Origin of the sequence: Roseicyclus sp. (genome assembly GCF_018402035.1) — a bacterium.
Lineage (GTDB): Bacteria > Pseudomonadota > Alphaproteobacteria > Rhodobacterales > Rhodobacteraceae > Roseicyclus.
This window is the reverse complement of record NZ_JAGYJN010000001.1, coordinates 602,761-625,005: the sequence shown is the minus strand read 5'-3', so window position 1 is coordinate 625,005 and position 22,245 is coordinate 602,761. Positions and strand designations below refer to the sequence as shown.

Annotated in this window: 20 protein-coding genes and 3 pseudogenes; 13 read left to right on the top strand and 10 right to left on the bottom strand. The window is 62.4% G+C overall.

From position 1 onward, the window contains the following. Nucleotides 1-52 precede the first annotated feature (52 nt). The 6 genes and pseudogenes from KG698_RS02965 to KG698_RS02940 form a co-directional block, all read left to right on the top strand. The gene (locus KG698_RS02965; protein ID WP_168624685.1) at nt 53-286 is read left to right on the top strand and encodes an acyl carrier protein; all 234 of its coding nucleotides are present in this window, start codon (nt 53-55) and stop codon (nt 284-286) included. A 158-nt stretch (nt 287-444) separates the two neighbouring features. Next, nucleotides 445-1,702 (top strand): annotated as a pseudogene (fabF, locus tag KG698_RS02960) (beta-ketoacyl-ACP synthase II). A 7-nt stretch (nt 1,703-1,709) separates the two neighbouring features. Further along, the gene (mltG, locus tag KG698_RS02955) at nt 1,710-2,873 is read left to right on the top strand and encodes an endolytic transglycosylase MltG (RefSeq protein ID WP_213684047.1); all 1,164 of its coding nucleotides are present in this window, start codon (nt 1,710-1,712) and stop codon (nt 2,871-2,873) included. A gap of 240 nt (nt 2,874-3,113) precedes the next feature. Then, nucleotides 3,114-3,467 (top strand): hypothetical protein, encoded by a 354-nt coding sequence (locus tag KG698_RS02950; protein ID WP_213684046.1) that lies wholly within the window; start codon nt 3,114-3,116, stop codon nt 3,465-3,467. Further along, nucleotides 3,439-4,738 (top strand): annotated as a pseudogene (locus KG698_RS02945) (DNA-packaging protein). The gene KG698_RS02950 and the pseudogene KG698_RS02945 overlap by 29 nt, the downstream one beginning before the upstream one ends. 99 nt (nt 4,739-4,837) lie before the next feature. Beyond that, nucleotides 4,838-5,149, top strand: a pseudogene (locus KG698_RS02940) (phage portal protein); the annotation flags it as partial. Nucleotides 5,150-5,183: 34 nt separating this feature from the next. Here the strand turns inward: KG698_RS02940 and KG698_RS02935 are convergent. Then, nucleotides 5,184-6,310 (bottom strand): IS3 family transposase gene (locus tag KG698_RS02935; protein ID WP_213684045.1). Its coding sequence is split into 2 segments (ribosomal slippage): nt 5,184-6,046 and nt 6,046-6,310, totalling 1,128 coding nucleotides; the frame shifts between segments, so codons are not numbered across the junction. A 199-nt stretch (nt 6,311-6,509) separates the two neighbouring features. On the opposite strand from KG698_RS02935, the gene cysE reads away from it, so the two are divergent. Next, nucleotides 6,510-7,337 carry a serine O-acetyltransferase gene (cysE, locus tag KG698_RS02930; RefSeq protein WP_213684044.1) on the top strand — a complete coding sequence of 276 codons (828 nt, stop codon included), beginning with the start codon at nt 6,510-6,512 and terminating at the stop codon, nt 7,335-7,337. A gap of 77 nt (nt 7,338-7,414) precedes the next feature. Here cysE and typA read toward each other — a convergent pair whose 3' ends face one another. The 4 genes from typA to irrA all read right to left on the bottom strand — a co-directional run bounded on the left by typA (nt 7,415) and on the right by irrA (nt 12,143). After that, the gene (typA, locus tag KG698_RS02925; protein WP_213684043.1) at nt 7,415-9,232 is read right to left on the bottom strand and encodes a translational GTPase TypA; all 1,818 of its coding nucleotides are present in this window, start codon (nt 9,230-9,232) and stop codon (nt 7,415-7,417) included. 144 nt (nt 9,233-9,376) lie between these two features. After that, entirely contained in the window at nt 9,377-10,270 is an 894-nt protein-coding gene (locus KG698_RS02920) for a glycosyltransferase family 2 protein (protein WP_213684042.1), read from the bottom strand. 10 nt (nt 10,271-10,280) lie between these two features. Further along, a complete protein-coding gene (locus KG698_RS02915; protein WP_213684041.1) occupies nt 10,281-11,597 on the bottom strand; it encodes a sulfatase-like hydrolase/transferase in 1,317 nt (438 codons plus the stop codon). Between the two features lie 126 nt (nt 11,598-11,723). Next, nucleotides 11,724-12,143: an iron response transcriptional regulator IrrA gene (irrA, locus tag KG698_RS02910; RefSeq protein ID WP_213684040.1), complete on the bottom strand. Its 420-nt coding sequence runs from the start codon at nt 12,141-12,143 to the stop codon at nt 11,724-11,726. A 159-nt stretch (nt 12,144-12,302) separates the two neighbouring features. On the opposite strand from irrA, the gene fabA reads away from it, so the two are divergent. After that, nucleotides 12,303-12,812, top strand: a complete 510-nt coding sequence (gene fabA, locus KG698_RS02905) for a bifunctional 3-hydroxydecanoyl-ACP dehydratase/trans-2-decenoyl-ACP isomerase (protein ID WP_213684039.1) — start codon at nt 12,303-12,305, stop codon at nt 12,810-12,812. A gap of 3 nt (nt 12,813-12,815) precedes the next feature. Here the strand turns inward: fabA and KG698_RS02900 are convergent, their stop codons facing one another. Then, nucleotides 12,816-13,436 carry a YdeI family protein gene (locus tag KG698_RS02900; RefSeq protein ID WP_213684038.1) on the bottom strand — a complete coding sequence of 207 codons (621 nt, stop codon included), beginning with the start codon at nt 13,434-13,436 and terminating at the stop codon, nt 12,816-12,818. A 122-nt stretch (nt 13,437-13,558) separates the two neighbouring features. Here KG698_RS02900 and KG698_RS02895 point away from each other — a divergent pair, with 122 nt between their 5' ends. Then, nucleotides 13,559-14,788 (top strand): beta-ketoacyl synthase N-terminal-like domain-containing protein, encoded by a 1,230-nt coding sequence (locus KG698_RS02895; protein ID WP_213684037.1) that lies wholly within the window; start codon nt 13,559-13,561, stop codon nt 14,786-14,788. Nucleotides 14,789-14,793: 5 nt separating this feature from the next. Beyond that, nucleotides 14,794-15,582, top strand: a complete 789-nt coding sequence (locus KG698_RS02890) for an SDR family oxidoreductase (protein ID WP_213684036.1) — start codon at nt 14,794-14,796, stop codon at nt 15,580-15,582. A 47-nt stretch (nt 15,583-15,629) separates the two neighbouring features. Here the strand turns inward: KG698_RS02890 and KG698_RS02885 are convergent, their stop codons facing one another. After that, nucleotides 15,630-16,058 (bottom strand): peptidylprolyl isomerase, encoded by a 429-nt coding sequence (locus KG698_RS02885; RefSeq protein WP_213684035.1) that lies wholly within the window; start codon nt 16,056-16,058, stop codon nt 15,630-15,632. Nucleotides 16,059-16,223: 165 nt separating this feature from the next. Here KG698_RS02885 and KG698_RS02880 point away from each other — a divergent pair, with 165 nt between their 5' ends. From KG698_RS02880 to KG698_RS02870, 3 genes are read left to right on the top strand one after another with little or no spacing between them, the layout of a single operon-like run. Beyond that, nucleotides 16,224-16,910 carry a haloacid dehalogenase type II gene (locus KG698_RS02880; RefSeq protein WP_213684034.1) on the top strand — a complete coding sequence of 229 codons (687 nt, stop codon included), beginning with the start codon at nt 16,224-16,226 and terminating at the stop codon, nt 16,908-16,910. A gap of 1 nt (nt 16,911) precedes the next feature. Further along, the gene (locus KG698_RS02875) at nt 16,912-17,745 is read left to right on the top strand and encodes an alpha/beta hydrolase (protein ID WP_213684033.1); all 834 of its coding nucleotides are present in this window, start codon (nt 16,912-16,914) and stop codon (nt 17,743-17,745) included. After that, the gene (locus KG698_RS02870; RefSeq protein ID WP_213684032.1) at nt 17,742-18,716 is read left to right on the top strand and encodes a threonine/serine dehydratase; all 975 of its coding nucleotides are present in this window, start codon (nt 17,742-17,744) and stop codon (nt 18,714-18,716) included. The genes KG698_RS02875 and KG698_RS02870 overlap by 4 nt, the downstream gene beginning before the upstream one ends. Nucleotides 18,717-18,738: 22 nt before the next feature. Here KG698_RS02870 and KG698_RS02865 read toward each other — a convergent pair whose 3' ends face one another. The 3 genes from KG698_RS02865 to pcaD are packed head-to-tail and all read right to left on the bottom strand — an operon-like array spanning nt 18,739 to nt 22,140. Continuing rightward, nucleotides 18,739-19,962 (bottom strand): TCR/Tet family MFS transporter, encoded by a 1,224-nt coding sequence (locus KG698_RS02865; protein ID WP_213684031.1) that lies wholly within the window; start codon nt 19,960-19,962, stop codon nt 18,739-18,741. Nucleotides 19,963-20,008: 46 nt separating this feature from the next. Beyond that, entirely contained in the window at nt 20,009-21,343 is a 1,335-nt protein-coding gene (locus KG698_RS02860) for a lyase family protein (protein WP_213684030.1), read from the bottom strand. Next, nucleotides 21,340-22,140 carry a 3-oxoadipate enol-lactonase gene (gene pcaD / locus KG698_RS02855; protein WP_213684029.1) on the bottom strand — a complete coding sequence of 267 codons (801 nt, stop codon included), beginning with the start codon at nt 22,138-22,140 and terminating at the stop codon, nt 21,340-21,342. The genes KG698_RS02860 and pcaD overlap by 4 nt, the downstream gene beginning before the upstream one ends. Between the last annotated feature and the right edge of the window lie 105 nt (nt 22,141-22,245).

Below are 22,245 nucleotides of genomic sequence, written 5' to 3'. Positions count from 1 at the left end.
GTGCAAACGAGGCGCCGGAAGACAAGCGGCACCGTAACGAACGAGGATTAAGATGAGCGACATCGCAGAGCGCGTGAAGAAGATCGTGGTGGAGCACCTGAGCGTCGAGGAAGACAAGGTGACTGAAAACGCCTCGTTCATCGACGATCTGGGTGCCGACTCGCTCGACACAGTCGAGCTGGTCATGGCTTTCGAAGAAGAGTTCGGCATCGAGATCCCCGATGATGCGGCCGAAACGATCCAGACTTTTGGCGACGCGGTGAAATTCATCGAAGGCGCACAATAAGCCGATTTCTGATCGGATGATCCGAACGGCCCTTGCAGCGATGCAAGGGCCGTTTCGCATTGGCCGTGCTGTCATAGGGTGGCGAGGGATTGCGCCCGTACCATTGGGCGCGGTATCAGAATACACAGTCGAGATGTTGGACAAAGGGGCTCAGGGGCATGCGTCGAGTGGTTGTGACGGGGCTAGGGCTGGTGACGCCGCTGGCTTGCGGTGTTGAACAGACTTGGGAACGCCTATTGGCGGGCAAATCGGGTGCAGGGCCGATCACGCGCTTTGACACCACCGGTCATGCAACGACCTATGCCTGTGAATTGCCGCGCGGTGATGGCAGCGATGGCACCTTCAACCCTGATGCAGTGGATGGAGCCCAAGGACCAGCGCAAGTTCGATGAATTTATCCTTTATGGTGTTGCTGCTGCGGTGCAGGCGGTGACAGACTCGGGTTGGATGCCCAGCGATACCGATGGGCAAGAGCGCACGGGCGTTTTGATCGGCTCGGGGATCGGGGGGCTCTCGTCGATTGCCGATACCTCGATCACGCTGCAAGAAAAAGGGCCGCGCCGGGTTTCGCCATTCTTTGTGCCGGGCGCGCTGATCAATCTGATCTCGGGTCAGGTGTCGATCCGGTATGGTTTCAAGGGGCCGAACCATGCGGTCGTGACGGCCTGTTCGACGGGGGCGCATGCGATTGGTGATGCGGCAAGGCTGATTCAATGGGGTGACGCCGATGTGATGGTGGCGGGCGGTGCCGAAAGCCCGATTTGCGCCATCGGGATCGCGGGTTTCAACGCTTGCAAGGCGCTATCGACCAAGCGCGGCCATGAGCCGGAGAAAGCCAGCCGTCCTTGGGATGCCGATAGTGATGGTTTCGTGATGGGCGAAGGTGCGGGTGTGGTCGTGTTGGAAGAATACGAGCATGCAAAAGCGCGCGGCGCTAAGATCTATGCCGAGATCTTGGGCTATGGGCTGTCAGGCGATGCCTATCACATCACCGCGCCGCCACCCAATCACGAAGGGGCGGAGCGCGCGATGCGCGCGGCGCTCAAGCGGGCGGGGTTGGCACCTTCGGCGATTGACTATGTGAATGCGCATGGCACATCGACCATGGCCGACACGATTGAGCTTGGTGCGGTTGAGCGTCTGATGGGCGATCACGCGGCCAAGGTGATGATGTCATCGACGAAATCGGCCACCGGCCATTTGCTGGGTGCCGCTGGCGCGATTGAGGCGATTTTCTCGATGCTTGCCATTCGTGATCAGATCGCACCGCCGACGATCAACCTTGATAATCCAGCGGCGGAGACCGCGATCAACCTTTGCGCCAATGCCGCGCAGAAGGGCGAGATCAACATCGTGCAATCCAACTCCTTCGGCTTTGGCGGGACCAATGCCTGCTTGATCATGGGACGGGTGTAACGCGCTGATGTGGAAGAGTGTCGCCGCCAATGGTATGAGCTTCCTGATCATTGTTTTGATCGCCTTGGCGGGGGCAATCGCGTGGGGCCAGCGGGAATTTCGTGCTCAAGGCCCGTTGACGGAAGCGGCGTTTTTCGAAGTGCCGCGCGGTGCTACGCTGAGGCGTGTGTCGGAGCAGTTGGAGGCGGCGGGGGTAATCTCGTCGGCGATGCTGTTTCGGTTGGGTGCTGATTACGCCGATATGGCCGGTCAGCTGCGGTTCGGCAATTACGAGATCCCGCCACGTGCCTCGATGGAGGAGGTGCTGGCGATCGTGACGACGGGCGGGCCGTCGACCTATCGCTATACGGCGACTTATGTGTTGCGGCTTGAGGGTAGCGGCGAGTTGCGGCTGCGCGAACGCGTGCCGGGGTCTGGTGAGGTCGTGGCGCTGGCCGATTTCGCCTATGAGGATGGGGTGCCAGAGGTCTATTCCAGCTTGATCTCGGATGGATCGCCCATTGCCTATCGTGTTTCGGTGCCCGAGGGGCTGACCAGTTGGCAGATCGTCGAGGGTTTGCGCGCCGCCGATTTCTTGTCGGGCGAGATTGCAGAAATACCGGCCGAAGGGGCGATGGCGCCCGATACCTTTGAGGTGCGGCGCGGGCAGGATCGGCAAGCGATTGTCGACGATATGGTCGCGGCGCAAGCGGCGATCTTGGCGGCGGCTTGGGCCAATCGGCAAGATGGTCTGCCGCTGGCCAGTGCGGAGGAGGCGTTGATCCTTGCCTCGATCATCGAGAAGGAAACCAGCGTGGCTGAGGAACGGCGGCTGGTGTCGAGTGTGTTTATCAATCGTCTGAACCGGGGCATGCGGCTTCAGACGGACCCGACGGTGATCTATGGAATCACCGAAGGGCGCGGTGTTTTGGGGCGCGGAATTCGCGCCAGCGAACTGCGCGCAGAGACGCCATGGAACACATATGTCATCGATGGGCTGCCACCGACGCCCATCGCCAACCCCGGACGCGCGGCAATCGAGGCGGCGGTGAACCCTGAGGACACCGATCTGATATTTTTCGTGGCGGATGGGACGGGGGGGCATGCCTTTGCCGAAACCCTTGATGAACATAACAGAAATGTCGCGCGCTGGCGGCAGATCGAAGCAGAGCGCGCCGCATCGGGCCAGTGAGGCGGGGGCGTTTATTACCAAGGTGTTAATACGGAAATCGCTGTTAACCCTTTGTAAATAAAAAACATATTGACCCGCCGTGCGCTCCGTGGCATCTGTTTTGGCAAGCTGGAATACATGGGCAACGGTCCGGGGTTTGATCCTCTGGCCGTTTTTTGTGCCTGACGTGCAAAACAGGTGCGTTGATCCGAACTCATGTGCTGCTCGTGTCCGGGAGGGTTTCCCACGCGAGGTTCTTCGATGATCGACAACATGACCGAGAGTGAGGATCTCGCCCAGGCCGACCGGACAGTGGCGCGGGCCTATAAAGCGCTGGAGGTCGCGGTCGAGCTGTTGGAGAGCGCGCTCGACGCGGCACGCGCGGCACCCAAAGGCGATGCAACCGAGGTGGTCAAGGATGTGCGCGCAGTTGCCGCCGCCTTTCAGACTGCGCTTCAGGTGGAGGTGAAAGCGCGTGATGCAGGAAGCCAGAGATATACACGACGTGGAACAGGGCAGCTTGATCTCGATTCTGCCCGTGCTGAGATCGGGCGCAGATTGGCTCGCTTGCGCGCCACCCGCGACGATGGATGCGTTTCTGAAGGGGTTGAGTGACGAGGCTTTGGCGGCGCTGCCCTATGTGTTCGAGTTTTGGGCCTTGGCCCATCAGTTGCCGCCCGATGGGGAATGGACCAGCTGGGTGATCTTGGGTGGGCGCGGTGCGGGCAAGACGCGGGCGGGTGCCGAATGGGTGCGCGCCATGGTCGAGGGGCCAACGGCGGCGGCACCGGGGCAGGCGCGCAGGCTGGCCTTGGTGGGCGAAACCTATGATCAGGCCTTGGCGGTGATGGTGAAGGGCGAGAGCGGGATCATTGCCTGTTCGCCGCCTGACCGTGCGCCGCGCTGGATTGCCGGTGAGCGGCGGTTGGAATGGCCCAACGGGGCGGAGGCGCGGCTTTATTCGGCGCATGACCCTGAGGCGCTGCGCGGGCCGCAGTTCGACGCGGCCTGGGCCGACGAGCTGGCGAAATGGCCGAAAGGGCAAGAGACGTGGGATATGCTGCAATTCGGTTTGCGGTTGGGCGATCATCCCCGGCAGGTGGTGACGACGACGCCGCGCAATGTGGCGGTTCTGAAATCGCTGTTGCAGCGCAACAGCACGGTGGTGACGCAAGCCGCGACCGAGGCCAACCGGGCCAATCTTGCGCCCAGTTTCCTGCGCGAAGTGCGTGCGCGCTATGGCAAGTCACGGCTTGGCCGGCAGGAGTTGGATGGCGAGCTATTGGAAGATGCGCAGGATGCGCTGTGGACGCGGGCCATGTTGGACGGGCTTAGGGTTGATCACGCCCCCGAAGACGCGCGGGTGATCATCGCGGTTGATCCGCCGGTGACGGGCCATGCCCGCTCGGATGCTTGTGGGATCGTGGCGGTGGCAATCGAAGAGATTGGTGGTCCGCATGAATGGCGCGCGGTCGTGCTGGAAGATGCCAGCGTCAAGGCCGCAAGCCCCATGGCTTGGGCCGAGGCTGCAGCGGCGGCCTATCATCGGCATGGGGCCACGCGGATGGTGGCCGAGGTCAATCAGGGCGGCGATATGGTCGGGCTGATCATGCGGCAGGTCGATCCGCATGTGAATTTGCGCCCTGTGCGCGCGGTCATCGGCAAGGCCGCGCGCGCCGAGCCTGTCGCGGCTTTGTACGAGCAGGGGGCGGGTGCGCCATCTGGGCGGGTTGGCGATGCTGGAAGACGAGATGTGCCTGATGACCCTGCGTGGCTATGAGGGTGGGGGCAGCCCTGACCGACTTGACGCCTTGGTCTGGGCTTTGACCGATGGGCTTTTGCGACCCGGCATGCGGGCCTTGAGCCCGCAGATCCGGGCGATCTAGCCGAGGTCGATTTTTGGAATGAACCATGGCCCCGCGGGGTCGGCACGGGGCGCACCTTGGGGCTGCCCTGTCTTTCTTTCTGCCTGAGGAGTGCGGTGCATGGGTTTGAAATTATTTCATAAGGGCAAGGAAACGCAGGTTGAGAGAAAGGCATCGGCAGCCGCGCGCGTGGCGGTTTGGGGAAGCGTTGGGCGCGTGGCTTGGAGCCCGCGCGATACGGTTTCGCTGACGCGCAACGGCTTTCAGGGCAATCCCGTGGGCTTTCGCGCCGTGCGCTTGATCGCCGAGGCGGCGGCGGCCTTGCCCGTGATCTGCCGCGAGGATGCGCAGCGTATGGATGTGCACCCGATCCTGTCGCTTTTGGCGCGCCCCAACCAAGCGCAGGGGCGGGCTGAGCTGTTGGAGGCGGTCTGCCTAGCCTGCTCTGACTGGTCCGGTTTGATTGTTAGTGCATAATTGGCCGCTGGTCTATTGGCACGATGGTTTCCGGTGCTGGAGGCCGGTATCCCAAGGCGCTGTGGGGGCGTTTTGTATTGTAGTGTTTGCGCCAGTTTTCGATGACGATCTGTGCTTCTCTCAGGGAGTAGAAGACCTCCCTGTTCAGCAGTTCATCTCTGAACCGGGCGTTGAAGCTCTCGACATAACCGTTCTCCCAAGGGCTGCCCGGCTCGATAAACGCTGTTCGCGCGCCTACTGCCTCGATCCAGCCCCTGACATCCTTCGCAACGAACTCAGGGCCATTGTCGCTTCGCACAAATGCCGGCGGTCCGCGTAAGATGAACAGATCAGTCAGGGCGTCGATGACGTCCGTCGAGTTCAGCCTGCGCTTCACCCGGATTGTCAGGCATTCCCGGCTGAACTCATCGAGGATGTTCAATGTGCGGAACGCCTTGCCATCATCGGTACGGCAATGGACAAAGTCATAGCTCCAGACATGGTTGCGATGCTCAGGCCGAAGCCGGATACATGACCCGTCGTTTAGCCAGAGCCTCGACTTCTTCGGTTGTTTTGGCGGCACTTTCAGCCCCTCCCGTTTCCACAGCCGCTCGACACGGCCATCACTGACCTGCCAGCCCGCGTCTCTCAACAACGCCGCAACGCGACGATAGCCGTAGCTGCCGTACTGCCTAGCCAATTCAATCATGTCCGCTACAAGCCGGTCTTCATCTGCCCTGCCGTGCGGCTGATACCTTTGCGTTGATCGATGCTGCCCCAGTGCCCGGCAGACCCGGCGTTCCGATACCTTCATCTGACTTCGGATCAGATCAATGCAGGCGCGCCGGCGGACGGGGCTCAGAAGTTTCCCCGGGCAGCCTCCTTCAGAATGAGCTTGTCCAGCGTCAGATCCGATACGGCTTTGCGTAGTCGCTCATTCTCCTTCTGGAGACGTTTGAGTTCCTTCAGTTGGTCGGTTCCCATACCGCCATACTGCTTGCGCCAGCGGTAATAGGTTTGTTCGGTTATGCGCACTTCGCGGATCGCATCCACGCGCTGCACTCCTTGCCCGACAAGCACGTCAACCTGCCGTAGCTTCTGAACTATTTCCTCGGGCTTGTGCCGCTTGTTCGCCATTCCTTGTCCTCCGTCTCCTAAACATAACGGTGGACCAATTCAGATGGGGAGGCTCACGGGCGGCACAGTGCGGTTGGTCATCCACTACGCCAATCTCAGCCTACCTGTACCGGTCTAGGTTTTTGCGCTGGCTGCTTCCTTCATGGACCGACGCGCCTATTTGGCGTATGACTGCTTGGAGTTAACGGAGGTCATGGTCATGGCAAAGCTGCAACCCAAACTGGCCGGGGTCGATCCCGTCTGGAGCCGTATCCGGGAAGAGGCCGCACAGGCCGTGGCCGATGAGCCGCTTTTGGGCGGCATGATCCACGGCTGCGTGTTGCATCATGGGACTTTGGAAAAAGCCTTGGCCTATCGCATGGCGCAAAAGCTTGCCTCGGGCGAGATGTCCGAGCAGCTTTTGCGCGAGATCGCGGATGAGGCCTATGCCGCCGATGCGGCACTTGGCGTGGCCGCACGCGCCGATATCATGGCCGTGTTCGACCGCGATCCAGCCTGCCATCGCTATATCCAGCCATTGTTGTTTTTCAAAGGCTTTCAAGCCGTGCAAGCTTACCGTGTCGGCCATTGGCTATGGCAACAGGGCCGCCGCGATTTCGCCTATTTCGTGCAGATGCGCGTCTCGGAGGTGTTCGGGGTCGATATCCACCCCGCTGCCCGTATTGGCCAAGGCATCATGATCGACCATGCCCATTCTATCGTTGTGGGCGAGACGGCTGTTGTGGGCGACAATGTCTCGATGCTGCATTCCGTCACACTGGGCGGCACTGGCAAAGAGACCGAGGATCGTCACCCCAAGATCGGTGACGGCGTGCTGATCGGGGCAGGGGCCAAGGTTTTGGGCAATATCCGTATCGGTCATTGCTCGCGCATCGCGGCGGGGTCCGTGGTGCTGGAAGAAGTGCCGCCGTGCAAAACGGTGGCCGGTGTGCCCGCGCGGATCGTGGGTGAGGCGGGTTGTGATCAACCAGCCATGCGGATGGATCATCTGCTTCCCGGTGCAGGGTCAAGCGCCGCGATGGGCTAGGGCGCTTAGGATGCGCTTGAGGCATGAAAAAGCCCGCGTGACCGCTTGGTCACGCGGGCTTTTTCGATTTGCAGATATCAGCCAGCGCGCGTTTGGCGCTTGCGCTCATGCGGGTCGAGATAGCGCTTGCGCAACCGAATCGCGTTTGGCGTCACTTCGACCAGCTCGTCATCATCGATATAGGCAATCGCCTGTTCGAGCGTCATGGTGATCGGCGTTGTCAGGCGTACGGCCTCGTCCGTGCCGGAGGCACGCACGTTGGTCAGCTTTTTGCCCTTGAGCGGGTTCACTTCGAGATCATTGTCGCGGCTATGTTCGCCAATGATCATGCCGGTATAGATCGGCTCCTGCGCGCCGATGAACATGCGCCCGCGCTCTTCAAGGTTCCACAAAGCATAGGCCACGGACACCCCGTTCTCCATGGAGATCAGCACGCCCGCGCGCCGCCCCTCGATCGGGCCTTTGAAGGGCTCCCATGCGTGGAAGACACGGTTCAACACACCCGTGCCGCGGGTGTCGGTCAGAAACTCGCCGTGATACCCGATCAGTCCGCGCGAGGGCACCAGCGCGATGATGCGGGTCTTGCCCGCACCGGCGGGTTTCATTTCCTTCAACTCACCCTTACGCGGCCCGGTGATCTTCTCGATCACAGCACCGGTATATTCGTCATCGACGTCGATGGTGACCTCTTCAACCGGCTCATGCTTGAGGCCGTCGATCTCGCGAAACAGCACCTGCGGGCGAGAGATCGACAGCTCGAACCCCTCGCGGCGCATGTTCTCGATCAAGACGCCCATCTGCAATTCGCCGCGCCCCGCGACCTCGAAAGCCTCACCGCCGGGCGTGTCGCTGATCTTGATCGCGACATTGCTTTCTGCCTCTTTCATCAGGCGCTCGCGGATCACGCGGCTTTGCACCTTTTTGCCATCGCGGCCAGCCAGTGGGCTGTCATTGATCCCAAAGGTTACGGTGATGGTTGGCGGATCGATGGGCTGGGCATGCAGCGGATCATCTACGGCCAGCGCACAGATCGTGTCGGCCACGGTTGATTTGGTCATGCCCGCAAGGCTGACGATGTCGCCTGCCAACGCCTCTTCGATGTCTTGCTGGCTGAGCCCGCGAAAGGCCTGAATCCGCGTCACGCGGAACTGCTCGATCTTTTCGCCCAAGCGCGAGAGGGTCTGAACCGTCTGCCCGACCTTGAGGCGACCCGATTCCACCCGGCCCGTCAGCAAGCGACCCACAAAGGGGTCGGCGCCCAGCGTGGTGGCCAACATACGAAAATCTTCGTTCTGGCGCGCGATCTGTCGCGGGCGCGGCACATGGTTCACGATCAGATCGAACAGCGCATGCAGATCCTTGCGCGACCCGTCGAGCGTATGATCGGCCCAGCCTGCCCGCCCCGAGGCATACATATGCGGGAAATCCAATTGATCCTCATCGGCCTCAAGGGCGGCGAAGAGGTCAAACACCTCATCGAGCGCGCGATCAGGCTCGGCGTCGGGCTTGTCGACCTTGTTGAGCACCACGATGGGCCGCAGCCCCAGCGCCAAGGCCTTGGAGGTCACGAATTTCGTTTGCGGCATCGGCCCTTCGGCGGCATCGACCAACAGCACCACACCATCGACCATCGACAAGATACGCTCGACCTCGCCGCCGAAATCGGCGTGGCCGGGGGTGTCGACGATATTGATCCGCGTGCCCTTCCATTCGACCGATGTGGGTTTGGCGAAAATCGTGATGCCGCGTTCGCGTTCCAGATCATTGCTGTCCATGGCGCGTTCGGCCACAGCTTGGTTGTCGCGGAAGGCACCGGACTGTTTGAGTAGATTGTCCACGAGCGTTGTCTTGCCGTGGTCGACATGCGCGATGATCGCAATATTGCGGAGGTCCATGGAAGGCCTTTATGGGGAATAACGAGGGTTGGCAGAGCCGTTACAGGCTATGGTCGCCTTTGGCTAGGCTGAAACGGCCCATCTTGCATTTGTGCTGGTTGTTGCCGGTATCATCGCGGTCGGCCCCGACCAGAGATACGGTCCCTAAACAAGCCCCGCAAATCGCGCGGGGATTTGGTAGATCGTCGAGTCCGTGACTTGGCCCCAGATGAATTGATCCTTGTAGCGCTCGACTTGCCGCATCATCGCGGCACGGATCTCGGGCAATCGCACATCTTCGCCGCCGATCTGGTGGGTGCTGCGGATCTGGTGATAATGTGCCATGGTTTCGGTCCAGCCATGTCCGCCTTGATAGTCTGGGTTCGAGAGCGCGGCTTGAGAAATCAACGCAGCCTGCACTTCTGCGCGCGCCGACATCCAGCCGAGATCGGCCGATTTCAGATGCACGAGGTAAAGATCTTCGGCCAGATGGCGAGGCCCAAGATTGTTGCGATGCCCGCCCGGCCCAAAAACGACCGGTTCGCGCACAAGGCAGGGCTTGCTGTAGACGCGGCTTGGCAGAAAATGACGCCTGCGCCCAAGGATCGGCTCCCCCGCTTCGATGGCCAAGGGTTCGTGCTCGGGGATGTGGATCATGTTGAGCGCGAAGGGCGAGATATGGCGCGGCGCGCTGGCGACATCGCCAAAGCGCACGCCCAGATAGCTGACAAGGTTCGGCGCGGCCTCGGGGTCAACGATCACGATTTCGTCGACATCGGCGACAATCACCCAGTGATAGAATTCCAGCAAGCCGCTTGCCAGATGGCTCATCATTTTCCAACGGCGGCGGTCGAATTTTGCCATTCCGGCTTCGCGCGGCACGTTCAGCACATTGGCCCCGGCGGCGATCTCGCGGTGTTGCGGGTCGTTGCCATGGCTTAAGATGTAAAGATGCTCGGCCCCAAGCTGTTGCGCGTAATATCCATGCCAGCGCGCAAGAAAGGGGTAATCGGCATAGACCATGGTCACCACGGCGAGGGGTTTCTTGGTGTCATCCATCGCGCAACCCTCAACAATCGGCGGGCAGCGACAAGCCGCAGGCCGCGGAATGATCGCGCAACTCGGCCAAAAGCGCATGATGCGCCGGGCGCTTCGCCCCCAAATCCCAAAGCGTCCATGGATCAGCTTTCAGGTCGAAAAGCTGCGTGCTGCCATCCTCGTAGCGGATCATGCGGAAATCACCCTTGCGGATGGTGACATTGCCAAGACGAAACGACGGCACAACGCGCCCTGTCACCGTTGCGCCGCCGATCTGTGGGCGCAGCGAGCGGCCAGCCGTGCCGGGGATCGCGGGCAGATCAGCATAATCCAAGATGGTCGGGCCGACATCGATCAGCCCAACGGGATCATCGATCACCCGGCCCTCCGGCTGGTCGGGGTCGCGGATGATCAGCGGCGTGCCAACCGATTGTTCCCAAAGCGTCGTTTTATAGAAACGTTTTCGCGCACCCAGCAAAAAGCCGTGATCCGACAGGATGACGACGATCGTATTCTGCCCATGTTCGCTGGCCTGCAACGCATCCCAAACGCGGCCCAGATGATAATCCCCATGGCTGAGGGCCGCGAAGTAATTGCGGACGTTTAGTCGCCATTCGGTCAGATCATCGCCCTCAAGCCACGGGGTCAGCGCCAGGTTTTCGCGTGTATAGGTGTTTTCATCATGGCCTTGCGCCCATGCTTCGGGCGGGCGGAAGGCATCGACATCATACATGTCCTTGAACCGGGCGGGCGTGAAACGCGGCCCATGCGGGCTGAAAAAGCCAAGCTCGCGGTAAAACGGTCCATCCCCCTGATAGTTCTGCAAAAACGCGATGGCAGAGTTTGCCGACTGCGCGTCATAATAGGTGTCGTCAAAGGCCGCCTCCGTCGTGGCCCAGCCGCCGCGAATACCGCCATAGCGCCGCCGCTCGGCCCCGGCGGGCAGCGACATATCATCGGTGAAGTGTTTTTGCGCATCGGAATAAATGACGGTGTGGTGCCGCCGCTTTAGCGGCTTGTAGCCGTGGTGCACTTTTCCGCCCGAGGAACAGAAATAGCCCGCCTGTTTCAAGCGGTAGGTCCAGATCTCTTGCGCATCGACCCTTTCAAAGACGTCGTCGGCATTGCTCAGCACGCCCAACTCATGCGGCATGCGCCCGGTCATGAAACTGGTGCGCGACGGTCCACACAGCGGGACTTGGCAATAGGCGGCGCGAAACACCGCCGCTTGCGCCATGATCTTGTCGAGGTTGGGGGTCTGGAGCGTAACGCCAAATGCATCGCGATAGTTCTGGAAGGCGATGCAATCGTCAAAACTGACAAGCAAGACATTCTTTTTGGTCGTCATTATCCCTCGAACACGGTTCATCGTTACGCATTACAGGTATCATCATGTCATGGTTGCCCGATGCCTGCCAGACAGGCAAACGGCCATGAAATGCCCTTGGATGGCCTTTGCGATCTTCGCGCCGCGTCACGCTTTCTTGCGCAGGCGGATCACGACATCCAGCTTGGCGATTTCGTAGCCTTCGGGAATTTCGGGCAGTGTGCGGATCTGCAACTCGGCTGCGGGCGCATCAGTCAAACGCCCGCTATCTTCGAAATGGAAATGTGGGTGCTCATCCATGCGCGTGTCAAAATAGCTGCGTGAGCCATCGACCGTGACCTCTTGCATCAGGCCCGCATCGCAAAACGCCTTGAGTGTGTTATAAACCGTCGCCAAGGACACGCGATCACCCGTCGACAAGACCGCATCATGCAAACCTTCGGCGGTGACATGGCGATCATGCCCGTCGCCCACGAGAAGGGCAGCGAGTGCAAGCCTTTGGCGTGTCGGCCTCAGATCGGCTTGGGCAAGCCAGCCTTTGCCGCGTTCCAGCGCTTCGGGTGTCATGGGTCGGGTCTTTCCTAAGCGAGACAGGCGTATAGTGGAGCTTTTTGCTGGGTGTTTCAATCGTAAAGCGACCAAGCCCTTACCCTTGCGCGGCGCCAAGTCGCGGTGCTAGACCTGTCAGACCGGCGCAAGGGCCGGCCAAGCGACCTGCGGGGGGACATGGCAGATTATCCCACATCCTTTGATCGTGACGCGCTCTTGGCGTGTTCGCGTGGCGAATTGTTCGGGCCGGGCAATGCCCAGCTTCCCGCGCCACCCATGCTGATGATGGACCGCATCACCGCGATCTCCGGGGATGGGGGCGAACATGGCAAGGGTCATGTGGTGGCCGAATTCGACATCACCCCCGATCTGTGGTTCTTCGATTGCCATTTCCCCGGCAACCCAATCATGCCCGGCTGCCTTGGCCTTGATGGGCTCTGGCAGTTGACGGGCTTCAACCTTGGCTGGCGCGGCTGGCTGGGGCGTGGCTATGCGCTGGGCGTGGGCGAGGTAAAGCTGACCGGCATGGTCCGCCCTGACCGTAAGCGCCTGACCTATTTCGTTGATTTCACCAAGGCGATCCAAACGCGCCGCTTGACGATGGGTGTGGCCGATGGCCGGGTCGAGGCCGATGGCGAAACCATCTATCTCGTCAAGGATATGAAGGTGGCGCTCAGCGAAAGCTGAGGCTTATCGCTCGGTTGCGCCTTTGCCAGCGATGATCTTGTCGCGAAACCGCGCGATGCGGGCCATACGCGTGGCCGCCGTCTTTGCACCCGCAAGGTTGATCACATAGCTGCGCTGCCGCCCCGGCGTCAGCGCATCGAAGGCCGACGACAATTCAGGATCACGCGCCAAGGCTTCGATCAATTCCTCCGGCAAGACCAAGGTTTTCACCTCTTTCACGGGCTTCATCCCTTGGGCCGCATATCCGATCGCCTCAGCCAGATAGGTCTGGATCAGATCGGCCGTTGCAGCCGGGCCCGCGTTATCGGTAAAGCGCAGGCTGTCGGCATGGTCGGCGTTCTGGCCTTGGCGTTCGAGCACGCCGGCAGGATCGACCAAGAGCGCTGCATCAAAGAAATTCAGCCGGAAATCCCCCCGGAACGCCCCGATGATGGCGATGTTGCGCCCATGCGCCATGTAGCAGGGGTGCCCCCATTTCGCATGTTCCGTCAGCCCCGCCGCAAGGCAAAGCCGCCGCAGCGTTGCCACCCCTTCGGCCCAGATGCGCGTCGCGCAATCGGGCGTGTCGAACCGTGCGCAACGCCCGCAGCCACGGGTGAAATAATCTGCAGGATCGTTAATCATATCGTTGCGGTCTTTCCGCCCCCTTGGGGCAAAGCGCCTTGCCCCATCCCTTCGGCTATCCTACACAGCCCAAAGGAAAGATGGAGGGATGAAATGCGCCGCGTCAAGCCGGAGGACAGCCAATGAGACGGGTCGTCGTCACAGGGCTGGGCATCGTCTCGCCCATCGGAAACACCGCCGCCGAGGTGGAGGCGTCTTTGCGCGCTGGCCGCTCGGGGATCGAGACCCACCCCGACATGGTCGAGCATGGCTTTCGCAGCCAGATCGCGGGCACGCTCAAGATCGACCCGTCCGACCATATCGACAAGCGGAGCTTGCGCTTCATGGGGCCGGGGGCGGCCTATGCCCATATCGCCATGGGACAGGCCATCGCGCAATCGGGCCTGACCGAAGACCAGATCGTCAATGAGCGCACGGGCCTGATCGCGGGCTCGGGCGGGCCATCAACCTCTGCCATGTTCGCCGCGCATCAATCGGTGCTGGCCACAGGGGCGACCAAGCGCATCGGCCCTTTCGCGGTGCCGAAATGCATGTCCTCGACCATCAGCGCGAACCTTGCCACCGCCTACCGGATCAAGGGCATCAACTATTCCATCACCTCGGCCTGCTCCACCTCGCTGCATTGTATTGGGGCTGCGGCGGAACAGATCATGCTGGGCAAGCAAGATGTGATGTTCGCGGGCGGCGCGGAAGAGCTTGACTGGACGCTTTCGTGCCTCTTCGACGCGATGGGCGCGATGTCGTCGAAATACAACGACACGCCCACCCGCGCCTCACGCGCCTTCGACGCGGGCCGCGACGGGTTTGTCATCGCAGGCGGCGGCGGCATCGTGGTGCTGGAAGCGCTTGATCATGCACTCGCACGCGGGGCCAATATCTTGGCCGAAGTCACAGGCTTTGCCGCTACTTCCGATGGCCATGACATGGTCGCCCCCAGCGGCGAGGGGGGCGAACGCGCCATGCGCCTTGCGCTGCAAACCCTGCCCGCAGGCCGAAAGGTCGATTACATCAACGCGCATGGCACCTCGACCCCCGTGGGCGATGTGGGCGAAGTACAAGCCGTGCGCCGCGTCTTCGGCGAGGGTACGACGCCACCCATCTCCTCGACCAAATCCATGACCGGTCATGCCCAAGGGGCGGCAGGCGCGCTTGAGGCGATCTTTTGCCTCTTGATGCTCAAGGGCGATTTCATCGCGCCCTCGATCAATGTCGAAACGCTCGATCCCGCGCTCTCGCCAGACGAGATCGCCACAAGCCTGCGCGAAAACGTAGGGCTTGATACGGTGATGACCAATTCCTTTGGCTTTGGCGGCACGAATGGCTCGATGCTGCTGAGCCGCTATCACGGGTAACGATCATGGCAGATTTGATGACGGGCAAGCGCGGGCTTGTGATGGGGGTGGCCAATGACCGCTCGATCGCATGGGGCATCGCATCAGCGCTGGCGGCCGAAGGGGCAGAACTGGCCTTTTCCTATCAGGGTGAGGCCTTCGGCAAGCGGGTCGAACCGCTCGCGGCCTCGGTCGGGTCGGATTTTCTGGTTGACGTCGATGTGATGGATGACGCCTCCCTTGATGCGGCCTTTGCCGCCCTAAAGGATCGCTGGGGCAGCATCGATTTCCTTGTCCATGCCATCGCCTATTCCGACAAGAACGAGTTGACGGGTCGTTTCATCAACACCAGCCGCGAGAATTTCCGCAACTCGCTCACGATCAGCTGCTATTCCTTTATCGATGTGGCCCGCCGCGCGTCGGAACTCATGCCCGACGGCGGGAGCCTTATCACCCTGACCTATCAGGGATCAAACCGCGTCACGCCGTTTTACAACGTGATGGGCGTGGCCAAGGCGGCGCTGGAGTCCTCGGTCCGCTACCTCGCCAATGACCTTGGGCCGCAACAGATCCGCGTCAACGCGATCAGCCCCGGCCCGATGAAGACGCTTGCCGGTGCGGCCATCGGCGGCGCGCGCAAGACCTTCAAAACGACCGAGGCGAACGCGCCCTTGCGCGCCAATGCCACGCTCGAGGCGATCGGTGGCACGGCGGTCTATCTTGCCTCCGATTACGGTGCTTGCACCACGGGTGAGATCGTCACGGTCGATGGCGGCTACCATGTCTTGGGCATGATGCAGCCCGAGAATATGTAGGCGGCCCAAAGCTGTAGGCCGGGCTTTCGCCCGGCCTTTGTGTCGTTTCAGGCGATCTCGACCACCTCGACCGCAAAGGTCAGGGCTTGGCCCGCCAGCGGGTGATTTGCGTCAAGCGTCACGGCCTCGTCGGTGACTGCCGTGACCGTCACCGGCATCATCGACCCATTGGGCGTCTGCAACTGAAGCGATGTGCCAAGATCAAGCGGGATGTGATCGGGGATCATCTCGCGCGGCACCTCTTGCACCGCCTCTGCATGGCGCGGGCCATAGGCTTGTTCGGCTGGGATGGTCACGGTCTTTGTCTCGCCCACGGCCATGCCCTCCAACGCGGCCTCCAGCCCTTGGATGATTTGCCCTTCGCCCATCTGGAAGGTCAAAGGATCACGCCCCTCGGAGCTGTCGAATGTGCTGCCGTCATCGAGTGTGCCGGTGTAATGGATCGAGACGGTGCAGCCTGCGGTGGCTTGGGTCATTGTCTTGGCCTTCGTGTCTTATAGCGGGTCTTGCGGCATGGAGGTCATGGCCGCGGCTCAGCGCCCACCTTAGGGCAGGCGGGGCAGGGATGAAACCCGCGCGGGTTGCAATTGCCGCCGCCCAAAAGCCGTGCCAGTGTCGCGCCCAAGCGATTGGGGGTTCACATGGGCCAGATCAACACCTGTATCTTCGATGCCTATGGCACGCTCTTCGATGTCAACGCCGCCGCCCGCGCGGTGGCCGAGATGCCGGGGCAGGCGGGCTTTGCCGCCATCTGGCAACAGGTGGCCGCCGATTGGCGCGCAAAGCAGCTGCAATACACATGGCTACGCACGCTGACGGGGGCGCATTGCGATTTCTGGCAGGTCACGCAAGACGGGCTTGATTGGGCGCTAGAGCGTTCGGGCCACCAAGACCCCGCTTTGCGCACCCAGCTTTTGGACCTTTACCGCCATCTGCCCGCCTATCCCGAGGCGATGGGTGTGCTCGCCGCGGTGAAACAAGCGGGCATCGCGCGCGCGATCTTGTCGAATGGCAGCCCCGATATGCTGGCGGCCGCTGTCACCTCGGCGGGGATCGGCGATCTGCTCGACCATGTTCTGAGTGTCGAGGATGTGGGCCGCTTCAAACCGCATCCAGCTGTCTATGACATGGTCGGCGCGCGCTTTGGCACCGCGCCCGATCAGGTGCTTTTCGTCTCGTCCAATGGCTGGGATATCGCGGGGGCTGCGGCCTATGGGTTCCAGACCATCTGGATCAACCGCGCGGGCGATCCGGTTGACCGCATGCCGGGCCGGCCTGCTGCCATCGGGCGCGACTTGACAGCCGTGACTGAAAAATTGGGGCTTTGAGATGGCGTATATCACCAGCACCGACGGGCTCAAGCTTGCCTATGACGTCACAGGGCAGGGCACGGCCCTTTTGTGCCTGCCGGGGCTGACGCGCAACATGGAGGATTTCGAGCCGATCCTTGATGCATTCGCCCATCGCGCACAGGTGATCCGCATGGATTTTCGCGGGCGCGGTGCATCCGATTGGGGCGATCCGGCCAGCTATCAGGTGCCGGTCGAAGCGGGCGATGTGGTGACGCTCCTCGACCACCTTCACCTTGACCGGGTTACGATCCTTGGCACCTCGCGCGGTGGTCTCGTCGCGCTGGTGCTGGCCGCCATCGCGCGGGATCGCATCGCGGGTGTGATCTTCAACGATATCGGACCCGAGATCATGCCAGAGGGGCTATCTTATATCATGGATTACTTGGGCAAACCGCCCAAGTTTCGCACGCTGGAGGAAGCGGCCGCCGCCCTCCCACGCCATTACGCGCCTGCATTCCGCGATGTCCCTGCAGAGAATTGGGCGGTCCTTGCCCGCCGCATCTACCGCGAAGAGGGTGGGCAGTTGGTGAACCGCTACGACCCAAAGCTGCGCGAGGCAGTGGCGCCAACCTTTGCCCCAGATGCCGTGGCCCCCGATCTGTGGCCGCTTTTCGATGCGCTGTCGGGCGCGCCCCTTGGCCTGATCCGGGGGGCAGGATCGAATATTCTTTCGGCGCAAACGGCGGGTGAAATGCGCCTGCGCCGCCCCGACATGGCCTATGCCGAATTGGCTGATCGTGGCCATGTCCCTTTCTTGGATGAACCCCCGGCCTTGGCCGTGATCGAAACCGTGCTGGAGCAATCTTTATGACCGATATCGCCCTGATCGAAGCTGCCCAAACCCGCGCCAAGGGGGTGGTGCGCGAGACGCCCTTGCTGTCTTCGCCCTTCCTGGACGAGATCGCGGGCCGCCCCGTTCATGCCAAGGCCGAGGTCTTGCAGCACACAGGCAGCTTCAAATTTCGCGGCGGCTGGTCGGCGGTCTCGGCAATTGCGCCTGAAGAACGCGCCAAGGGTGTGCTGGCCTTTTCTTCGGGCAATCATGCCCAAGGCGTGACTTATGCTGCGGCCCTGCATGGCGTGCCGTCCATCATTATCATGCCGCGCGACGCCCCCGCGCTGAAGATCGAGAATACCCGCGCGCTAGGCGCCGAGGTGATCCTTTACGACCGCGCAGGCGGCGAAAAGCGCGAAGAGATCGGCGCAAGGGTTCAGGCCGAGCGCGGCATGACGCTGATCAAACCCTTCGACGATGTGCAGGTCATCGCAGGCCAAGGCACCTGCGGGCTTGAGATCGCGGCGCAAGCGGCGGCGCTTGGTATTTCCCAAGGTACCGTGCTCACCTGTTGCGGCGGCGGCGGCTTGACCGCCGGTATCGCGCTGGCCTTGGAGGCACATGCGCCGGGCCTGCGCGTGCGCCCCGTCGAGCCTGAAGGGTTTGATGACACTGCAAAGTCCTTGGCCGCAGGTGAGCGCACCGGCCATGGCCGCCCCGAAGCCGGGTTCTGCGACGCGATCCTGACGCCGATGCCGGGGGTTTTGACCTTTCCGATCCTCAAGCGGCTTTGCGGCCCCGGCATCGTCGTGAGCGAGGACGAGGTGCGCGAGGCGATGCGGCTTGCCGCCTCCCGCCTCAAGCTGGTGGTGGAACCCGGCGGCGCCGTGGCGCTGGCCGCCGCCCTTTTCCATGGGGACGCCTTGGGCGATGGTCCGGTGATCTGTACGCTCTCAGGCGGCAATGCCGATCCGGGGGCTTATGCCGCGATCTTGGCCGCAGGCTAGCACAGCAACCCAAGCCGGAGGATTATGCCGCCGGCGTTGTCGCCGCGCGCGGGCGAGTGCCCATGTAGATCGCAAGTGCCCCCGCCATCAGCACCGCCCCCAGTAAAAACGGCGCGCCGGGCAGGCGGAGTGTGGCTTCCTCCCGCGTGAACCAGAAAAACGCCTGCGTCATCATCAGGGGCGACAGGATCATCGAGAGCGCCGAGATCGAGCTGAGCACGCCTTGCAATTCGCCCTGTTGTCGCTCGCCCGCCGCGCGGCTCATCACGCCCTGCATCGCGGGGGCGACAATCGCGCCCACCGCCGAGATCGGGATCAAGATCCAGATCATCCAACCTTGCGTTGCCACGCCATAGGCCAACAAACAGCCCGTGTTCAGGATCAGCCCCCAAAACACCGCGCGCCCCTCGCCCAGACGGGGCAGGATGGCCCGGATCAGCCCGCCTTGGACGACCGCGATGGCCACGCCGTAGGCGGCCAAAGATAGCCCCACCATCCGCGCGTCCCAACCAAAGGCCCCTTGGATGTAATAGGCCCAGACCGCCGGATAGGTGAAATTGGCGATCTGATAGGCCAGCATCACCGCCAAAAGCGCGCCCACACCGGGCAGTTTGCGCATGGATTTCAGCGCGCCCGCTGGGTTTGCGCGGGACCAGTCAAAGGCGCGGCGGCGCTCACGCGGCAGGCTTTCGGGCAGAACGAACCAGCCAAAGGCGAAATTGGCCGCTGCAAGACAGGCGGCGGCCACAAAGGGCGCGCGCGGATCAAGCCCGCCCAACAGCCCCCCAATGACCGGCCCAAAGATGAAGCCCATCCCGAAACCCGCTGAAATCAGGCCGAAATTCTGCGCCCTTTTGCTGCTGTCGGTGATATCGGCCATATAGGCCAGCGCTGTCGAATGCGTCGCCGCCGCGATCCCCGCTATGACGCGGCCTGCAAAGAGCAGCCAGATCGTGCCCGCCACCGCCATGACGACGTAATCAAGCGCCAGCACCCCCATCGAGATGAGCAAGATGGGCCGCCGCCCGAAGCGGTCGGACAGATTGCCGATCAAGGGCGAAAAGCCGAACTGCATCACCGCATAGACCGCCGACAGCATGCCGCCCCAAAGTGCTGCATCGGCAAGCGAGGCACCGCGCACCTCGCGGATCAGATCGGGCATGACTGGTAAAATCAGGCCGATCCCCATTGCATCGATGGTGACAGTGATCAGGATGAACAGGACAGGCAGACGCCGGGGGGCCATGATGGTCTTTCGTGGGGCAGGGCAAGTGTCAATCTAGATTGACACTTTACCCTTGTCCATCCGCGATCGCGCGCGCGGCCTTGGCAAAATCGCGCGCCTCATCGGGGGCCGTGCCAAGGGTCGCGTGCCCGGACAGGGGCGGCATGACAAGCCCCCGATGAGCTGCCGCCACCAGATCGGGGAGGGGGGTAGCGCTGGCCTTGGCGGCAAGGGCCAGCCGCTTCACCTCGGCCTGCGCGTCGGGGCGGGGCATGATCCCTGCCAAGGCAAAGCTCAAGGCTTCGGCATGGATCAGGCCCAAGGGGTCGGCCAGCCGCCCGGCCATCGCCGGTTTGTCGGGGGTGATCTGGCCCATGGTCTCGGCCAGCACCGCCGCGGATTTGCCCGCCGCCATCACCAGCCCCGGCAGCATCAGCCATTCGGTGAACCATGCCGCCCCATCGCGCGCCTCGCGGTGGGCGGGGGCTTGCAGCGCGCCCGCCTGCGCCGCGCCAAAGCGGGCAAGCGCCACAAGCACGCTCGGGGCCACAGGGTTTTCCTTTTGCGGCATGGTCGATGACGCGCCGCCGCCCGATAGGCGAACCTCACCCACATCGGACCGTGTCAGGATCAACAAATCCTCGCCCGGCTTGACTGCGGCCGCCGTCACTGCCTGACAGCATTGCGCTAGTTCCGTGATCAGCCCGCGCTCGGCATGCCAGCTACGCTTTGGGTCGGCCAGCCCAAGTGCTTTGGCCAGCCCCGCGCGGATCATAGCGGGATCTGGGCCCAACATCGTGCCCGTGCCGCCCGCGCCAGAGAGGGAGACGGCGAGTTTCGGGCCAAGTGCGCGAACCCGCTCCAACGCCGCGATCACGGGCCAGCCCCAGACGGCCACCAGCGCCCCAAAGGACGAAGGCACCGCCACCTGACCATAGGTCCGCGCGGCCATCGGCGTTTCGGCCTCCGCCTCGGCCAGATCGGCCAGCGCAAGGATCGCCGCCTTGAGCCGCGCCTCGATCAGCGCCAACGCCTGACGCGCGCGCAGCATCAGCGCGCTGTCTTGGATATCTTGGCTGGTTGCCCCCCAATGCAGATAGGCGGCATGTTCGGGTGCCTCCAGCGCTTTGCGCATCGCGGCCACAAGCCCCGGCACGCTGACCCCATTCTCACCCACGCTTTGGGCAAGCCCCGCAGGGTCGATCTGAATTTCCATCGTGGCGCGGTGCAAGAATGCGCCTGAGACCTCGGGGATCACCCCCGCTTGCCCCTGTACCTTGGCGAGCGCCCCCAAGACCAGCATCATCGCGCGGATTTCGGCGGTGTCAGAAAACAGCCGCGCGATCTCGGCATCGCCAAAGAGACGCGTGTGGATCATGCTGTCAAAGGGGCTGGCGCTCATGGCTTTGCACCCAAATGGCCGATGGCGCGCAGGAAATCATTCAAATGCAAGGCGAATTCGGCGGGTTTTTCGACGCAGGGCAGATGGCCCGCGCCTCGGATCAGCGCGTAATGCGCGCCGGGGATCAGCCCTGCCAATTCTTGCACAAGATCGGGCGGGGTCGATCCATCCTCGGACCCTGCGATCACCAGCGCGGGCAGGCGCAGCTTGGCGGTGCTGGCGTAGAAATCGCTGCCCGCAATCGCCGCAGAACAGCCCGCATAGCCTGCGGGTGGCGTGGTTTCGACCATCCGCTTCCATGGTGCGACCTTTGGGCTTTCGCGGAACTCCTTGGAAAACCAGCGCGTCATAATCGTGTCTGACATGGCGCTCAGCCCTTGGCTTTCCACCATGGCGATCCGCTCTTCCCACATCGCGCGGGTGCCGATCTTGGGGGCGGTGTTCGAAAGCACCACCGCGCGCACCAGATCGAGCCGCTTGGCGGCCAGCCCTTGGGCGATCATCCCGCCAATAGATAGCCCCACAAAGACGCAATCGCGCACGCCCAAGGCGTCAAGCAACCGCTCGGCATCATGGATCAGCGCGCCCATCGTGTAGGGCGCGGGCGGGCAGGTCGACAGCCCATGGCCGCGCTTGTCGTAGCGGATCACGCGCAGCCCTGCGGGCAGATGCGGCAAGATGGCGTCCCAAAGCCGGAAATCGGTGCCAAGCGAATTGGCAAAGACGACCGCGGGCGCGTCGCGCGGCCCTGTGTCGGCGTAATGCAGCACCACATCGCCCAGATCGAGACTATCCATCATTTCCTCCCGCGCGCCCTTGTGCGGTTTTGCGCCACCCTTCCACGGCGCGCAAGTCTTTGTCGCGGCGCGGTGAGGGGTTGCCGTGGCCCGCGTCTGTGCAAG

Excerpts from the sequence above, each read along its gene's own strand:
- KG698_RS02965 (WP_168624685.1), top strand. The coding sequence starts at position 53 with ATGAGCGACATCGCAGAGCGCGTGAAGAAGATCGTGGTGGAGCACCTG.
- mltG (WP_213684047.1), top strand. The coding sequence starts at position 1,710 with ATGTGGAAGAGTGTCGCCGCCAATGGTATGAGCTTCCTGATCATTGTT.
- KG698_RS02950 (WP_213684046.1), top strand. The coding sequence starts at position 3,114 with ATGATCGACAACATGACCGAGAGTGAGGATCTCGCCCAGGCCGACCGG.
- cysE (WP_213684044.1), top strand. The coding sequence starts at position 6,510 with ATGGCAAAGCTGCAACCCAAACTGGCCGGGGTCGATCCCGTCTGGAGC.
- typA (WP_213684043.1), bottom strand. The coding sequence starts at position 9,232 with ATGGACCTCCGCAATATTGCGATCATCGCGCATGTCGACCACGGCAAG.
- KG698_RS02920 (WP_213684042.1), bottom strand. The coding sequence starts at position 10,270 with ATGGATGACACCAAGAAACCCCTCGCCGTGGTGACCATGGTCTATGCC.
- KG698_RS02915 (WP_213684041.1), bottom strand. The coding sequence starts at position 11,597 with ATGACGACCAAAAAGAATGTCTTGCTTGTCAGTTTTGACGATTGCATC.
- irrA (WP_213684040.1), bottom strand. The coding sequence starts at position 12,143 with ATGACACCCGAAGCGCTGGAACGCGGCAAAGGCTGGCTTGCCCAAGCC.
- fabA (WP_213684039.1), top strand. The coding sequence starts at position 12,303 with ATGGCAGATTATCCCACATCCTTTGATCGTGACGCGCTCTTGGCGTGT.
- KG698_RS02900 (WP_213684038.1), bottom strand. The coding sequence starts at position 13,436 with ATGATTAACGATCCTGCAGATTATTTCACCCGTGGCTGCGGGCGTTGC.
- KG698_RS02895 (WP_213684037.1), top strand. The coding sequence starts at position 13,559 with ATGAGACGGGTCGTCGTCACAGGGCTGGGCATCGTCTCGCCCATCGGA.
- KG698_RS02890 (WP_213684036.1), top strand. The coding sequence starts at position 14,794 with ATGGCAGATTTGATGACGGGCAAGCGCGGGCTTGTGATGGGGGTGGCC.
- KG698_RS02885 (WP_213684035.1), bottom strand. The coding sequence starts at position 16,058 with ATGACCCAAGCCACCGCAGGCTGCACCGTCTCGATCCATTACACCGGC.
- KG698_RS02880 (WP_213684034.1), top strand. The coding sequence starts at position 16,224 with ATGGGCCAGATCAACACCTGTATCTTCGATGCCTATGGCACGCTCTTC.
- KG698_RS02875 (WP_213684033.1), top strand. The coding sequence starts at position 16,912 with ATGGCGTATATCACCAGCACCGACGGGCTCAAGCTTGCCTATGACGTC.
- KG698_RS02870 (WP_213684032.1), top strand. The coding sequence starts at position 17,742 with ATGACCGATATCGCCCTGATCGAAGCTGCCCAAACCCGCGCCAAGGGG.
- KG698_RS02865 (WP_213684031.1), bottom strand. The coding sequence starts at position 19,962 with ATGGCCCCCCGGCGTCTGCCTGTCCTGTTCATCCTGATCACTGTCACC.
- KG698_RS02860 (WP_213684030.1), bottom strand. The coding sequence starts at position 21,343 with ATGAGCGCCAGCCCCTTTGACAGCATGATCCACACGCGTCTCTTTGGC.
- pcaD (WP_213684029.1), bottom strand. The coding sequence starts at position 22,140 with ATGGATAGTCTCGATCTGGGCGATGTGGTGCTGCATTACGCCGACACA.